Raw genomic sequence first — 14,336 nt, 5'->3', positions numbered from 1 at the left:
TGACGACACCGACTACCCATGTGACGCCGGTCCAGGCGTTCCAGCCCGTCCGGCGTTCGAGAACGAGGGCAGGGGCGGCGGGGGCGAACCCCCTACTTGCCCGACTCCACCCGCTTCTTCAGCCCCGCCAACGCGCGGTCGATGATGACCTTCTCGGCCTTCCGCTTGATCATCCCCAGCATCGGGATCTTGACATCCACCGTCAGCTGGTAGGTGACCTCGGTCGATCCCGCGCCCGCCGGCTTCAGAATGTACGAGCCGTCCAGCGACCGCAGCATCTGGGACTTCACCAGCGTCCAGGACACCTCGTTCGCGCCGGTCCAGGTGTACCCCAGTACCTGGTCGTCCTTGATCGCCCCGGCGTCCATGACGAGCCGGACCTGCTCGGCGCGGCCCTGGTCGTCGGACTTGAGGACCTCCGCCTCCTTCACCTCACCGGTCCAGTCCGGGTAGCGGGCGAAGTCGGCGATCACCCCCATGACATCGGCCGGTGCCGCCTCGATCATGATGCTCGAGCTGGTGTGTTCCGCCATCGCCGTGGCTCCTCCAGATGCGGGCCGGTAAGAAGTCGTGGTGCGCACGAGTGCGCAGCGTGAAGGCTACCGCGCGCCCGACCAGCCGACTTCACCCCCACCTGCGATCCCGGCCGGATCCCGGCGGCCCGCTCACCATTCCAGCGCCCACGGCTTCCCCGACCCGGCGAAGTGCCCCACGTTCACGCACTCCGTCGCCCCGATCCGCATCCGCCGCACCAGCGGCTGATGGACGTGCCCGAAGAGGGAGTAACGGGGACGCGTACGGCGAATCGCCTCCAGCAGTGCCCTGCTCCCCCGCTCGAAGCGCCGCGCCACGGTGTCGTACACCAACTCGGGGACCTCCGGCGGAATGTGCGTGCACAGCACGTCCACCTCCCCCACGGCCTCGACCTTGGCGGCGTACTCCTCGTCGCTGATCTCGTAGGGCGTCCGCATCGGCGTCCGCAGGCCGCCGCCCACGAACCCGAAGGTCCAGCCCCCGATCTCCACCCGCTCCCCGTCCAGCACCGTCGTACCCGGCCCGGCGTACTCGGGCCACAGGGGCGGCATGTCGACATTGCCGTACGTGGCGTACGTCGGCGTCGGGAACGCCGCGAACATCTCGGCGTACTGCTTGCGCACCGCCTTCTCGATCACGGCACCCCGGTCCGAGCCGATCCCGGCCCACAGCCGCGCCCCGAACTCGCGCGCCTCGTCGAAGCGCCGGGCGGTGCGCAGCGCCACGATGCGGTCGGCGTTCTGCGCGCCGAACAGGTCGGGGAAGATGCCGCGCGAGTGGTCGGCGTAGTCGAGGAACAACACCAGGTCGCCGAGGCAGATCAGGGCGTCCGCGCCCTCGCCGGCTTTGGCCAGGTCACGGGCGTTGCCGTGCACATCACTGACCACGTGAACGCGGGTCCGGCGGTTTCCGGTCGGTGTCGGTGCCATGGCGATCAAGGGTAGGCGTGTGCGGCAAACGTGAACAGTGGCGGCGGGACCCATGGTTACTGGCCAGTCGTCAGACGGCTCGACTACTGTGCGCGCAGAAGCACCCATCCGTGAAGCACCCATCGTGTGACGCAGCGAACATCTCGTCGGGACCCCCTGTCGAAGAAGCCATACCGGCGGGTAACGTCCGGTCGGTCCAGTCGTGCTCAGGATTTCAACTTGTGAATCCCTGAGCACCTGCCCGAGCCTTGGACCGCACCGTCGCATCACACAACGTCGTGGCGCCGGCGCCCTATGAGGAGCAGCAGTCTTGCGCGAGTTCAGCCTTCCGGCTTTGTACGAGGTCCCTGCGGACGGCAATCTGACCGACATCGTCCGCAGAAACGCCGCGCAGCACCCGGACGTCGCCGTCATCGCCCGCAAGGTGGGCGGTGCCTGGCAGGACGTGTCGGCCACCGTGTTCCTCGCGGAGGTGCACGCGGCCGCGAAGGGGCTCATCGCCGCCGGTGTCCAGCCGGGCGACCGGGTGGGCCTGATGTCCCGTACCCGCTACGAGTGGACCCTGCTCGACTTCGCGATCTGGTCGGCGGGCGCGGTCACCGTGCCGGTGTACGAGACCAGCTCGCCCGAGCAGATCCAGTGGATCCTCTCCGACTCGGGCGCCACCGCCTGCGTCGTCGAGCTGGACAGCCACACGGCCGCCGTCGAGTCGGTGCGCGATCACCTGCCCGCCCTCAAGCACGTCTGGCAGATCGAGGCCGGTGGCGTCGAGGAGCTGGGCCGGCTCGGGCAGGACATCAGCGACGCGACGGTCGAGGAGCGCAGCTCGCTGGCGAAGGCCGACGACCCTGCGACGATCGTGTACACGTCCGGTACGACGGGCCGCCCCAAGGGCTGTGTCCTCACCCACCGCAGCTTCTTCGCCGAGTGCGGCAACATCGTCGAGCGCCTGCGGCCCCTGTTCCGCACCGGCGAGTGCTCGGTCCTGCTCTTCCTCCCGCTCGCGCACGTCTTCGGCCGCCTGGTGCAGGTCGCGCCGATGATGGCGCCGATCAAGCTGGGCACCGTCCCGGACATCAAGAACCTCACCGACGAGCTGGCCTCGTTCCGGCCGACGCTGATCCTGGGCGTCCCGCGCGTCTTCGAGAAGGTCTACAACTCGGCGCGCGCCAAGGCTCAGGCGGACGGCAAGGGCAAGATCTTCGACAAGGCGGCGGACACGGCGATCGCCTACAGCAAGGCGCTGGACACCCCGTCCGGCCCGGCCGTGGGCCTGAAGATCAAGCACAAGGTCTTCGACAAGCTGGTCTACAGCAAGCTGCGCGCGGTGCTCGGCGGCCGGGGCGAGTACGCCATCTCCGGCGGCGCCCCGCTGGGCGAGCGGCTCGGGCACTTCTTCCGCGGCATCGGCTTCACGGTCCTGGAGGGCTACGGCCTGACCGAGTCCTGCGCCGCCACCGCCTTCAACCCCTGGGACCGGCAGAAGATCGGCACGGTCGGCCAGCCGCTGCCGGGCTCGGTCGTGCGGATCGCGGACGACGGGGAGGTGCTGCTGCACGGCGAGCACCTGTTCAAGGAGTACTGGAACAACCCGGGCGCGACCGAGGAGGCGCTGGCCGACGGCTGGTTCCACACCGGTGACATCGGCACCCTCGACGAGGACGGCTACCTCAGGATCACCGGCCGCAAGAAGGAGATCATCGTCACCGCCGGCGGCAAGAACGTCGCCCCGGCCGTGATCGAGGACCGGATCCGGGCGCACGCGCTGGTCGCGGAGTGCATGGTGGTCGGCGACGGGCGGCCGTTCGTGGGCGCGCTGGTCACCATCGACGAGGAGTTCCTGGACCGCTGGTGCGCGGACCACGGCAAGCCGGCGGGTTCCACCCCGACGTCGCTGCACGAGGACCCCGACCTGCTGGCAGCGATCCAGTCGGCGATCGACGACGGCAACGCCGCGGTGTCGAAGGCGGAATCGGTGCGGAAGTTCCGGGTTCTGCCCGCCCAGTTCACGGAGGACTCGGGCCATCTGACGCCGTCGCTGAAGCTGAAGCGCAACGTCGTGGCGAAGGACTACGCGGACGAGATCGAGGCGCTCTACCGGAAGTAGTCTCCCGGCGCCATCCGGGCTGCCGGGTACTCGTCGTCGGCCTACAGCAGCGTTTGCAGCTTCTCCGCCAGCAGGTCCCAGCGCCACTTCTCCTCGACCCACTCCCGGCCCCGCTCGCCCATCCTTCGGCGCAGCTCGGGGTCGCCGAGGAGTGTCGTGATGCGGTCGGCCGCCTCCTCCGGGGAGCCGCCTCGCACGACCCAGCCCGTCTCGCCGTCCAGTACGGCATCCGGCGCCCCGCCCGAGTCGCCCGCGACCACCGGCAGGCCCGTGGCCGAGGCCTCCAGGTAGACGATGCCGAGGCCCTCGACGTCCAGGCCGCCCCGGCGGGTTCGGCACGGCATGGCGAAGACGTCGCCGGCGCCGTAGTGGGCGGGCAGCTCCGACCAGGGGACGGGGCCGGTGAAGTGGACCGAGTCGGCGACACCCGTGTCGTGGGCCAGCTTGCGGAGGTCCTTGTCGTACGGGCCGCCCCCGACGATCAGCAGCACGGCGTCCGGCTCGGCGGCCAGAATGCGGGGCATGGCCAGGATCAGGGTGTCCTGCCCCTTGCGGCGCACCAGCCGGGACACGCACACGACCACCGGCCGGTCCGTCAGCCCCAGCCGCGCGCGGACCTCGTCGCCGCCCGAGCCGGGATGGAAGGTCTTCTCGTCGACCCCCGGCGGCAGCTGCACCATCCGCGAGGCCGCGTCCGGCGTCAGCGCGGTGGCGATCCGCGAGCGTGTGTACTCGCCCAGGTAGGTGATCGTGTCCGTCGACTCCCCGATCCGGCGCAGCAACTGCCGGGCCGCGGGCAGCTGGGCCCACCCCGCCTCGTGGCCGTGGGTCGTGGCCACAAGCCGTTCGGCGCCGGCCCTGCGCAGCGCCGGTGCCATCAGGCCGAGCGGGGCCGCCGCCCCGAACCACACCGACGTGCAGCCGTGCTCGCGCAGCAGCCCGACCGCGCGCCGGGTCGCCGCGGGCGTCGGCAGCAGCATCGTCGTGCGGTCCCGTACGACCGTGAAGGGCTGGTCGGCGTCGAAGGCGGCGGTGGCCTCGATGCCCTCGCGGCTGCGCTTCCAGGTGGAGGCGTAGACGACCAGCCGCTCCGGGTCGAGCCGTAGCGCCATGTTGTGCAGGAACGCCTGGATGCCGCCGGGGCGGGGCGGGAAGTCGTTGGTCACGATCAGGGTCTTGTGCACGCCGCCGACCCTACCGAAGCAGCCGTTCACAGCCGGGGCCCGGCCAGGTGTGTGGCCTGCACACAGGTGGACAGGACATCATGTCTCACTGAGGCGGCAAGCGAACGGCAGGGGATCCGGTGGAGACGACGGGCACGCGGCGGTCCTTGGCGTGGCTGCTGGGGATCTGGGGCCTGACCAGGGTGGTCCTGCTGCTCTTCGTGTTCAAGGTGTACGTCTTTCCCGGCCCGGACGTCACCAGTGACGTGTCGGTGATCTACCAGGGCTGGTACGAGGTGCTGCGCACCGGAACGTTCCCGCTGGACGACGTCACCTGGCAGTACCCGCCCGCCGCCGCGCTGCCGATCCTGTCCCCCGCCCTGGTGTTCTGGCTGGACTACACGTCGGCGTTCTTCGTCCTCGCCTTCACCGCCGACCTGGTCGTCCTGCTGCTCCTGCTGTACGCGGGCGTGCGGCCCGGCCGGACGCTCGGCGGCGCCTGGGTGTGGGTGGCGGGCGTGCCGCTGCTCGGGCCGACGGTGTACGCCCGCTACGACGTGATGGTCACCGCCGTCGCCGTGGCCGCGCTGCTGGCGGGCGCCCGGCATCCCCGGCTGATGGGCGCGCTGACGGCCTTCGGGGCGATGCTGAAGGTCTGGCCGGTGCTGTTGCTGGTCGCGGCCCGCAGGCGCGGCACCTGGCTGTCCGCCGCGCTGACCGCCGGCGCCACAGGGGTCCTGTTCGCCGTCGCCATGCCCGGCGCGTTCGCCTTCCTGACCTTCCAGCGCGACCGCGGCACCGAGGTGGAGTCGCTGGGCGCGCTGGTCTTCCATGTGGCCCGGCAGTACGGCTGGGACGGCCAGGTGCTGCTGAACTACGGCTCGGTGGAATTCCTCGGCCCGTACGTCGACGTCGTCAGCACGGCCGCCCTCGTCCTGAGCGGGCTCGCCTTCGGCTGGCTGCTGCTGTGGCGGCTGAGGGCGCGGCGGTTCCTGTCACACACGCTCGCGGACGCGGCGTTCGTCGCGGTGCTGATGTTCGTGACGACGAGCCGGGTGATCAGTCCGCAGTACCTGGTGTGGCTGGTCGGCCTCGCGGCGGTGTGCCTGTGCTTCCGCGGCAGCCGGATGACGCTGCCCGTCGGCCTGGTCCTCGCGGCCTGCTTCGTGACGGTCCTGGAGTTCCCGGTGTGGTTCGCGCACGTCGTCGCCAGCGACGGCCTCGGCGTCACCCTCCTGTTCCTCCGCAACGGCCTGCTGGTCCTCGCCACGCTCCTCGCGGCCCGCGAGCTCTGGCGCTCGACGGTCACCCGTACCGCCCCGGCCCCCGTACCGGCTCAGGCGGCCCGCGCCAAGGAAACGTCCCTGCCGTCCTGACGCCGGGCCTTCATCCGAAGCAGTACCAGGACCGCCGCGCACTGCACCGCCATGGCCGATCCCAGCGCCAGGCACACGCCCGGCAGACCGAGGCCGGACAGCCCGTACGCGAGCGGCAGCTGTACGGCCGTACCGAGCACGGTCACCCGCAGCAGCAGGGGCGCTCCCCCACTCCCCTCGAAGACCCCGCCGAGGGAGATGAAGCAGGCCATCAGGAGCAGGTAGGGCCCGATGCAGCGCAGGAAGAGCACACCGGCGTGGGCGACGCCGGGACCGGCCCCGAAGGCGGCCATGATCCAGGGCGCGGTCACGCCCAGCAGTACGGCCGCCGCGAGCGCGAAGGCCCCCGCGAGCTGCACCGCCTGCCGTCCGATCGCCGACCGCGCGTCCGCACCGCCGCCGAGCAGATGCGCGGTGTGGATGGCGGCGGCCTGGCGTACGGCGTAGAAGCCCATGGTGGCGACGTACAGGACCTTGTACGCGATCGAGTACGCGGCCACCGCCGTCACGCCCAGCCGTGCCACGATCGCGACCAGCGCCAGCGCGCCCGCCTGCCGCACGGTGAAGTCGGCCGACATCGGCAGCCCGGTCCGCAGTGTCCGCCGCAGCGCGTCCCCGGCCGGCTCGGCGGGCGGCGCCTCGGCAGCCGCGCGCAGCAGCCGGTTCCTCCGCAGCGCGGCCAGCCCCACGGCGAGGGCCACGCTCCGGCACAGCACCGTCGAGGCGGCGGCGCCAGGGACGCCGTAGGCCTGGATGAGGAACGGGTCGCAGACCAGGATCAGCCCGCCTGCGAGCAGCGCGAGCCGCATGGGCGTCCTGGTGTCGCCGGCCCCCTTGAGGATGCCGTCGACCAGGGTCTGCGCGAAGAACACGGCGATACCAGGCAGCGAGATCGCGAAGTACCGCACGGCGAGGGGCAGCGCGGCCCCGTCACCGAGCACCAGCCGCGCCAACGGCTCACGCCCCAGAAACCCAGCCGCCACGACCACCGGCGTGACCAGCGCCCAGACCGCCCATCCCCCGCGCACCGCCGCCCGCACCGCGCCCGGATCCCGCGCGCCCCTGGCGTGCGCGACCAGCACGGTCGTACCGGAGCCGAAGACGAGGGCCACGCCGAGCAGGACGTTCTCGGTGTTGGTCGCGACGGCCACGGCGGCCACCGCCGGGCCGCCGAGCCGGGAGACCCAGACGGTGTTGATGATTCCGGCGGCCACGGAGGCGAGAAGCGAGAAGTAGACGGGGTGGGCGAGCGAGATGAGCTGCTTGCGGTGCGCGTTCACTGTCCGAGCCCCCTCAATGCATCGAGACACCTCGATTCGAGGTAGCTCGATAAGAGGTATCATGGCGCCATCACGCCCGCAAGGAGGACCATGCTGGAGCTGTCGATCCTCGGCTTCCTGGCCGAAGAGCCGCTGCACGGCTATGAGTTGAAGGAGCGGATCAAGGCGCTGAGCGGCCATGTCCGCCCCGTCAGCGACGGTGCGCTCTATCCGGCGATCACACGACTGATCAAGGCCGGGAAGCTCGACGAGCACACGGAGCCGGGTGCGGGCGCCGCCCCGCGCCGGATCCTCTCCCTCACCGAGGCCGGGCGCGAGGACCTGCTGGAGCGCCTGCGCCACCCCAAGCAGGTGGAGATCACGGACCAGGTCCGCTTCAACACGCTCCTGGCCTTCCTACGGCACCTGCCGGACCGCCGGGAGCAGGCCGGAGTGCTGCGCCGTCGCCTGGAGTTCCTCACCGCACCCACGAGCTTCTTCTACGACGGCGGGCAGCCCGTCCGGGCGGAGGAGGCGCAGGACCTTTTCCGGCAGGGCATGCTGCGGGTCGCCCGGGCGACGGGTGAGGCGGAGCGTGCGTGGCTGACGGAGGCGATCGCGCTGCTGGATCAGCCGAGCTGAGCCCGCAGATAGTCCCGCCACTCCCCCGTGAACTCCTCCAGCGACGTCCCGAGTACGTCCTTCAGAGCGCCCTCCACCGCGCCGGCCCGCTTCTCGTGGGCCCCCACGGCCCGGTAGAACTCGGCGAGCCTGACCTCGCCCCAGCGGTCCGCGATCAGCCGGCAGGCCAGCCAGCCGCTCTCGTAGGCCCGCGCCAGCCTCCCCGCGTCGCCGGTGAAACCGAAGTCCGCGTCCGCCGGGAGTTCCTGGGGCGCCCGGCCCTCGGTCACCGCCTGCCACAGCTCCGGCGCCGCCTGGGACGGGGAGCGGCCGCTGCCGAGGTAGCCGATCCAGTCGGCGTAGCCCTCGGACAGCCACAGCGGGGTGGCCTCGGTGGTGTGGGCGCGGGTGGCGACGTGGGTGCTCTCGTGGGTGAGAACGACCTGCTTGCCGGTGCTGCCGAGGACGCCGTACGCGTCGGGGTTGACGATGATCCGGTCCGCGGGCGCGCTCGCCGGGGCGCCGGTCTCCCCGGTGGTCACCGCGGCGATCCCGCGATAGGAGGACTCGGGCGAGCCGAGCAGGCCCGCCATGCCGGCCAGCGACATCGGTACGAGGATCACCACGCGCCGGGGCCAGTCCGTGCCCCACGCCTGGGAGACGGCCGGCACGGCGTGGTCGGCCAGCTCGGCGTACGACCGCAGTGCCGCTTCGGACTGCCCGACGCCCAGGACGAGGCTGTCGTCACCGCGTACGGCGCTCACCTCGCCCTGGTCCCAGAGCTGTTCGGCGGAGCCCTTCGCGGGCCGCTCGGCCTCGACGTACCAGTGGCCCTCCACGTCCAGGCGCAGGCTCAGGGTCCGGCCGGCGCTGACGGGAGCCCGGTCGTGGCCCTGGACGCGGTAGCGGAGCTCGGCGTCGGCAAGGGCGGTGTCGCCGGTGCGCCGCAGGGCGGTCAGGCGGTACGACCAGTCGGCCAGGGGCACCGCGCCCAGGTTGCCGAACCAGTCCCGGGCGCCCGAGCGCAGGAACGCCGTCTCGTCACGGTCGAGTATCGCGGCCGCCCGGCGGTCGAGGACCTGCTGCACCTCGGCCTTGGCGCTGTCCGTGGTGGGCCGCCCGCCGCAGCCCACCAGCGAGACGAGCAGCAGACAGAGCGCGACGACGACGCGCGTTCCCCGCGCCCCCGACGCCCGCCTTCGACCAGCCATTTCCCGATCGTACGGCGGCGACGGCACGAAGGTCAGACCCGCGCCGCAGCGGCCTCGGCCCCGCGTCAGACCCGGGTGACCGTCGCCCCGGGCATCATGCCCACCGGGTCGTAGCGCACGGGGGCACCGGGGTAGGGCGCGTGGATCACCTGGCCGTTGCCCACATACATCCCGACGTGGCTGGCGTCGCCCCGGTAGGTGACCACGTCGCCGGGCTGGGCCTCGGAGAGCGGGACCTGCCGGCCGGCGTACCGCTGTCCCTGCGAGGTCCGCGGCATGGCGACGCCGGCCTGGGCGTACGACCACTGGATCAGGCCCGAACAGTCGAAGCCGGAGGGACCGTTGGCGCCCCAGACGTACGGCCTGCCCAGCGCCGAGTGGGCGGCGGCGACGGCGGCTGCGGCGCGGCCCGAGGGGGCCACGAGGCTCCCGAAGTCGGGCATGCCTGCGCGCCCGGAGCGGGAGGCGCGGTCGTAGGCGGCACGGTCGGCCGCGGTGAGGGAGTTCAGCAGCCTGCGGGCCTGGGTGAGTTTGCGCTCGACGGTCCGCTTGTGGACGGCGACGGCCTTGCGGCTCTTCTCCAGGTCGACGAGTTTCCCGGTCGCCTCGGAGCGTTCCTGGGCGAGTTGGCGCATCGCGTCCTGCAGATCCTTGAGCTCGCCGGTCTGGTGGGCGCTGAGCCGGGCGATGCGGGCGGCCTTGTCGAGGTAGTCGGCCGGGTCGTTGGAGAGCAGCAGCGCGAGCGACGGATCGAGGCCGCCGGACCGGTACTGGGCACCGGCCAGCGAACCGAGCGCGTCCCGCTTGGAGTTGATGTCCTCCTGCTGCCGGGCGATCCGGTCCTGCGCGTCGGTCACCTGCTTGCGGAGCTTGTCGGCACGCTCGTCGGCCCTGTTGTAGGCCTCGGTGGCCTTCTCGGCCTCCTCGTAGAGGCGGTCCACCTTGGCCCGGGTGTCGTCTTGTGGCTCGGCCGAGGCCGGTACGACCCCCAGGGCCGTGGCGGCGGCTGACATGACGCAGAGCGCTGCTCCGGCGCCCCGGTCGAACCCGGTCGATGCAAGGCGGCGATGGGACCCCACGGGAGCCGCTCTCCTTCCGCTGGCGGACAAGGACCTTCCCCGGCGAGCGGGGAAACGCGGCAGACAGTAGCTCCGTGCCGGGGTGTCGACCAACGACCGAAGCGGGCACACAAAGTGACGCCCCGCCTCTGACGCAGGTCATGGGCGGGGCGCGGGGTCAGCAAGTGGTGTCGTGATTCGCCCGTTCGGGCGGCACGTGGTGTTGATCTTGCGGGTGTTCGGCCGGGGTCAGATCCGGACGCCGAACTGGAACGGCATGTTGTTGATCGACTCGTAGCGGACGACCGTGCCGCTGCGCGGGGCGTGCAGCACCTGGCCGTTGCCCGCGTAGAAGCCGACGTGGTGCAGATCGCCGTAGAAGATGACCAGGTCGCCGACCTTGAGCTGACTCTGCGAGTAGATCCTGGTGCCGGCGTTGGCCTGGGCCTGCGAGGTGCGCGGGATGGAGACGCCGGCCTGGGCGTAGGCCCAGGAGGTCAGGCCCGAGCAGTCGTAGGAGGCGGTGCCGGTGGCGCCGTAGACGTACGGCTTGCCGATCTGGCTCTGGGCGGCCTGGAAGGCGGCCATGGCCCGGCCGGAGGCGGAACCGGTGTTGCCGAGGTCCACGCGGTCCGCGGCGGAGCGGCTGGCGCGCTGCTCCTCGGCGGCGAGGGCGGCCTTCTCCGCGGCCGTCAGCGTGTTGAGCAGCTTCTGCGCCTCGCCGAGCTTGCCCTGGACCTGCTTCTTCTTCTTGCCCAGTTCGGTGCGGGTGGAGGCGAGGTCCTTGAGCTTGTCGGACGCCTCGGCGCGCTGCTGGGAGAGCTCGCGCTGCTTGTCCTGGATCTTCTTCAGCGAGTCGACCTGCTGGGCGCTCAGCTGGTCCATGGTGGACGCCTTGTCCAGGTAGTCGTCCGGGTCGGACGACAGGAACAGCTGGACGGAGGAGTCGATGCTGCCGGTGCGGTACTGGGCGGCGGCCGCGAGGCCCATGCTGTCGCGCAGCTCGTTGAGCTCTTCCTGGCCGCGGGCGACGTTGTCCTGGATCGTGGAGATCTCCTTCTGGAGCTTCTCCTGCTTCTCCTTGGCGCCGTTGTACTTCTCGGTGGCCTGCTCGGCCTCCTCGTAGAGCTTGTCGACCTTGGCCTTGACCTCGTCCTTGCTCGGCTTCTCGCTGGGGGCCGCGTTGGCGGCCTGCGCACTGATGGCCACGGCAGCGGCGGCAGCGGTGGTCAGCACGGTCACTCGTGCTCGGCTCGGCTGCTTGGGTCGACGGTGGGACGCCACGGAGGTGAAACCCTTCTTGTGAGTGATCACCCGCTCGGAGGTTCGAGGCCAGACCCTAGTGACCCAGTTGTGATCAGATCAAATCCTCACACGAAAATTCTCGTCACACCAATCATTCTTTACACACAACTCACATCGCGTGACGCAGGATTGACACTAGGTCGCGCAGGATTGACGCCAATTCGGGCATTGCGTCCGTACGTTGGCGTTATCAGGACAGTCGCTTGAGAAGCACCGCAGAAGCCACCGGCCGCGCTCCGGCCCGGGCGACCCCGTCCGCCACCTCACGGTCGGTCGAGGCGACGATGACCGGACGGCCCGGCGGCTCGGCGCGCACCAGCTGCCGGATCAACTCGTCGGCGGTGACGCCCGGTTTGGAGAACAGCACCCGCACCCCGCGCGGCGGCGCGAGAAGCACCGGCGCGGCCAGCTCGGCCCCGTCGAAGACACAGGTCACCTCGGCGCCGGTCTGCGCGGCGAGCTGCGAGAGCTGGCCGAGCAGCCTGAGCCGCTGCTTCTCCAGGGGCATCTGGGGATAGCCCGTCTTGGTGACGTTGTAGCCGTCGACCACCAAGTGCGCCTGGGGCAGGGCGAGGAGCTGGTCGAGGATCGCGGGGTCGTTCTCGGACAGCGCCCGGGCGGCGATGTCCTTCGGGGTCATTCGTCCCGGTTCGACCGCGTCCACGGTCTCGGCGGGCCGTACGGAGACCGGCGGCAACGCCAGCTCCCGGCGCAGCCCTTGGGCGGAGTCCAGCAGGGTGTCCAGAAGCAGGCGTACGCGCATGTCCTCGACGCTGCGGCCCTCGCGTGCGGCCCTGCGCGTGGCCTCCAGGGCGGCCTCGGCCTCCCCGAGCCGCGCCTTGAGGCGCCGGCTCTCGCTCTCGGCCGCGGAGACCTGGGCGTGCCCCTCGGCACGTACGGTCTCGATCTCGCCGTGCACCTTGCGCAGGGCGGCCTCGCCGCGCTTGACGTCACTGAGGGCCGAGCGCAGCTTTCGGTGCAGCGATTCGGCTTCCTTCTTCGCCGCGTCCAGCTCGGTGCGCAGCCGCTCGGTCTCGTGCCGGGTGTGCTCACGGGCCTGGGCGAGCTCCTCGCGCAGCCGCTCCAGCTCGGCGCGGTTCTCCTCGTCGACGCGCTCGGCGTCGGCGCGCTGGGCCTCCTCGCCGGCCGCGGTGACCAGCTTGACCCAGCCGGTGGGGCGCAGTACATAGGCCGCGGCCGCCACGTCGAGGGGGTCCGCGGCCGGGGGCGCCGAGCCGGCGTCGAGGGCGCCGGCGAGTTCCGGCTGGGCCTCTCTGAACTTCTCCCCGATGCGCTGCCGGAACAGCGGATCGGTCTCCAGCGCCGCCGCCATGGCGTTGCCGGCGAACTTGGCCCGGCGGTTCGGCGCGAATCTGGCGTACTGGCGCAGCTGTGCGGGCAGTTCGCCGACGGTCAGTCCGCCGAACCCGTCGGACACGATCTGCACGACCTTGCGCCGTACACCGTCGGGCAGCGGACGGTCGAGCACCTCAGCGGCGCCGTCGTCCGGCCCCCCGCCTTGTGTCTCCACCATCCGTCACACCCCAATGCCTGTGCGGGGGCCGCTCCCGTCAGGAGTCGGCGCCCGGCCTGTCCACGAGTTCCACCTTGTCCACGGCGTTGCACCAGCGGCAGCACACCGACTCGATGGTCTCACTGAGCACCTCGCGCTCCTCGATCTTGGGCTCACCGGCCAGATCGAGGTGGACGTACTCCACGACCTTGGACGAGCGCGTCACGTCGAAGCGCGTGAGGTTGCCGCAGAGGGTGCAGCGCCACCGCGTCGTGGTGGTCGGCAGGGGAACCGTCATCGTGACTGTGCTCTTTCCTTCTAGACCTTCTATTGTCCGCGACGCGCCGGGCCCCGGTGCGTGTGGCTCGTAACCCTACGGCCTGGCGGGTACCCACCGCCCGTCCGTCCAGGGCGGCGAGGCGGTCTGTGCGTGTGCGTCCAGTTACGTCATGCTCTGTGTCCATGATCGGCAACTGGAGCGTGGCGCATTTCGGGACTCGGTTCGCCAGGGCGGGCCGACCGGTCCGGTCCGTCCTGCGGTCCTCGGCGCCGGTGACGTACGGGCTGATCATCCTGTGCTGCCTGGTCTTCCTGATCGGCCCGGCGGCGGGACTCAATGCGGCGTACGGCTCCGGCGACGGGCTGCTCGCCGCTCAGCGGGCCTATTTCCATCGCTGGGGTGTCGTGCCCGCGGAGCTGTTCGAGGGGGCGCCCCGGGCCGTCCTCACCCCCGCGACGGCGCTGTTCGTGCACGGCAGCTGGGTGCACCTGCTCGGCAACATGCTCTTCCTCTACGTCTTCGGCGTGATGACCGAGGAACGGATGGGCCGCCTCCAGTTCACGCTCTTCTATCTGGGCTGCGGCTACCTCGCCCTGCTGGGCTACGCGGCCGCCAACGACGACTCCACCCAGTCCCTGGTCGGCGCGTCCGGGGCGATCTCTGCCGTCCTCGGCGCGTTCCTGTTCCTCTTCCCCCGGGCGCGGGTGACAAGCCTGCTGCCGTTCCTGCTCTTCCTGCCGCTGCGCTTCCCGGCCTGGGTCGTGCTGCCTTTCTGGGTGGCGCTGCAGTGGGTGGCGGCGGGGCGGGCGGACCAGGGGCCGGGGGTGGCGTATCTGGCGCACCTGGTCGGGTTCGGGCTCGGCTTCGGCTTCGCGTGGGCCCGATTCCGCCCTACGACTGCTGTGTCTTCCCGGGGGACAACCCCCGGACCCCCGGCAGAACAACCAGGCCAACTGGACCACGAGTAGGGTGAGAGCCCC

13 protein-coding genes are annotated in these 14,336 nt (G+C 71.2%); 4 read left to right on the top strand and 9 right to left on the bottom strand.

Annotation, left to right across the window (positions count from 1 at the left end; all coding sequences use genetic code 11):
- Positions 1-92: 92 nt before the first annotated feature.
- Both OG331_RS35550 and OG331_RS35545 read right to left on the bottom strand, forming a co-directional pair.
- Positions 93-533, bottom strand: coding sequence for an SRPBCC family protein (locus tag OG331_RS35550; protein ID WP_406204007.1), 441 nt, complete (start codon positions 531-533; stop codon positions 93-95).
- Between the two features lie 132 nt (positions 534-665).
- A complete protein-coding gene (locus OG331_RS35545; protein WP_406204004.1) occupies positions 666-1,463 on the bottom strand; it encodes a metallophosphoesterase in 798 nt (265 codons plus the stop codon).
- Between the two features lie 310 nt (positions 1,464-1,773).
- On the opposite strand from OG331_RS35545, the gene OG331_RS35540 reads away from it, so the two are divergent.
- Positions 1,774-3,570 carry an AMP-dependent synthetase/ligase gene (locus OG331_RS35540; protein WP_406204001.1) on the top strand — a complete coding sequence of 599 codons (1,797 nt, stop codon included), beginning with the start codon at positions 1,774-1,776 and terminating at the stop codon, positions 3,568-3,570.
- Positions 3,571-3,611: 41 nt separating this feature from the next.
- Here OG331_RS35540 and OG331_RS35535 read toward each other — a convergent pair whose 3' ends face one another.
- On the bottom strand, positions 3,612-4,754 hold the full coding sequence (locus OG331_RS35535; protein WP_365064751.1) for a glycosyltransferase family 4 protein: 1,143 nt from the start codon (positions 4,752-4,754) through the stop codon (positions 3,612-3,614).
- Positions 4,755-4,873: 119 nt separating this feature from the next.
- Here OG331_RS35535 and OG331_RS35530 point away from each other — a divergent pair, with 119 nt between their 5' ends.
- Positions 4,874-6,109 carry a glycosyltransferase 87 family protein gene (locus tag OG331_RS35530; protein WP_406203998.1) on the top strand — a complete coding sequence of 412 codons (1,236 nt, stop codon included), beginning with the start codon at positions 4,874-4,876 and terminating at the stop codon, positions 6,107-6,109.
- Here the strand turns inward: OG331_RS35530 and OG331_RS35525 are convergent.
- Complete coding sequence (locus OG331_RS35525) at positions 6,070-7,389, bottom strand: MATE family efflux transporter (RefSeq protein WP_406203995.1); 1,320 nt, start codon at positions 7,387-7,389, stop codon at positions 6,070-6,072. The two genes, OG331_RS35530 and OG331_RS35525, sit on opposite strands and share 40 nt — an antisense overlap.
- A gap of 90 nt (positions 7,390-7,479) precedes the next feature.
- Here OG331_RS35525 and OG331_RS35520 point away from each other — a divergent pair, with 90 nt between their 5' ends.
- Positions 7,480-8,010 carry a PadR family transcriptional regulator gene (locus OG331_RS35520; protein ID WP_406203992.1) on the top strand — a complete coding sequence of 177 codons (531 nt, stop codon included), beginning with the start codon at positions 7,480-7,482 and terminating at the stop codon, positions 8,008-8,010.
- Here OG331_RS35520 and OG331_RS35515 read toward each other — a convergent pair.
- The 5 genes from OG331_RS35515 to OG331_RS35495 all read right to left on the bottom strand — a co-directional run bounded on the left by OG331_RS35515 (position 7,998) and on the right by OG331_RS35495 (position 13,374).
- The gene (locus OG331_RS35515; protein WP_406203989.1) at positions 7,998-9,200 is read right to left on the bottom strand and encodes a hypothetical protein; all 1,203 of its coding nucleotides are present in this window, start codon (positions 9,198-9,200) and stop codon (positions 7,998-8,000) included. The two genes, OG331_RS35520 and OG331_RS35515, sit on opposite strands and share 13 nt — an antisense overlap.
- 65 nt (positions 9,201-9,265) lie before the next feature.
- Positions 9,266-10,279, bottom strand: a complete 1,014-nt coding sequence (locus OG331_RS35510; protein ID WP_406203986.1) for an NlpC/P60 family protein — start codon at positions 10,277-10,279, stop codon at positions 9,266-9,268.
- Positions 10,280-10,507: 228 nt separating this feature from the next.
- Positions 10,508-11,542 carry an NlpC/P60 family protein gene (locus OG331_RS35505; RefSeq protein WP_406210507.1) on the bottom strand — a complete coding sequence of 345 codons (1,035 nt, stop codon included), beginning with the start codon at positions 11,540-11,542 and terminating at the stop codon, positions 10,508-10,510.
- 211 nt (positions 11,543-11,753) lie between these two features.
- Positions 11,754-13,097: an NYN domain-containing protein gene (locus OG331_RS35500; RefSeq protein WP_406203983.1), complete on the bottom strand. Its 1,344-nt coding sequence runs from the start codon at positions 13,095-13,097 to the stop codon at positions 11,754-11,756.
- A gap of 37 nt (positions 13,098-13,134) precedes the next feature.
- Complete coding sequence (locus tag OG331_RS35495) at positions 13,135-13,374, bottom strand: hypothetical protein (protein ID WP_406203980.1); 240 nt, start codon at positions 13,372-13,374, stop codon at positions 13,135-13,137.
- A 164-nt stretch (positions 13,375-13,538) separates the two neighbouring features.
- On the opposite strand from OG331_RS35495, the gene OG331_RS35490 reads away from it, so the two are divergent.
- Positions 13,539-14,324, top strand: a complete 786-nt coding sequence (locus OG331_RS35490) for a rhomboid family intramembrane serine protease (RefSeq protein WP_406203977.1) — start codon at positions 13,539-13,541, stop codon at positions 14,322-14,324.
- The last annotated feature ends 12 nt before the right edge of the window (positions 14,325-14,336 follow it).

This window comes from Streptomyces sp. NBC_01017 (assembly GCF_045162795.1).
Classification (GTDB): domain Bacteria; phylum Actinomycetota; class Actinomycetes; order Streptomycetales; family Streptomycetaceae; genus Streptomyces; species Streptomyces machairae.
Note: the sequence above shows the minus strand (reverse complement) of the source record. Positions and strands in the feature narration are given on the sequence as shown.

What these genes read in the sequence shown, in the direction of transcription:
- OG331_RS35550 (WP_406204007.1), bottom strand. Translation starts at nt 533, where the DNA reads ATGGCGGAACACACCAGCTCGAGCATCATGATCGAGGCGGCACCGGCC.
- OG331_RS35545 (WP_406204004.1), bottom strand. Translation starts at nt 1,463, where the DNA reads ATGGCACCGACACCGACCGGAAACCGCCGGACCCGCGTTCACGTGGTC.
- OG331_RS35520 (WP_406203992.1), top strand. Translation starts at nt 7,480, where the DNA reads ATGCTGGAGCTGTCGATCCTCGGCTTCCTGGCCGAAGAGCCGCTGCAC.
- OG331_RS35515 (WP_406203989.1), bottom strand. Translation starts at nt 9,200, where the DNA reads ATGGCTGGTCGAAGGCGGGCGTCGGGGGCGCGGGGAACGCGCGTCGTC.
- OG331_RS35500 (WP_406203983.1), bottom strand. Translation starts at nt 13,097, where the DNA reads ATGGTGGAGACACAAGGCGGGGGGCCGGACGACGGCGCCGCTGAGGTG.
- OG331_RS35495 (WP_406203980.1), bottom strand. Translation starts at nt 13,374, where the DNA reads ATGACGGTTCCCCTGCCGACCACCACGACGCGGTGGCGCTGCACCCTC.
- OG331_RS35490 (WP_406203977.1), top strand. Translation starts at nt 13,539, where the DNA reads ATGATCGGCAACTGGAGCGTGGCGCATTTCGGGACTCGGTTCGCCAGG.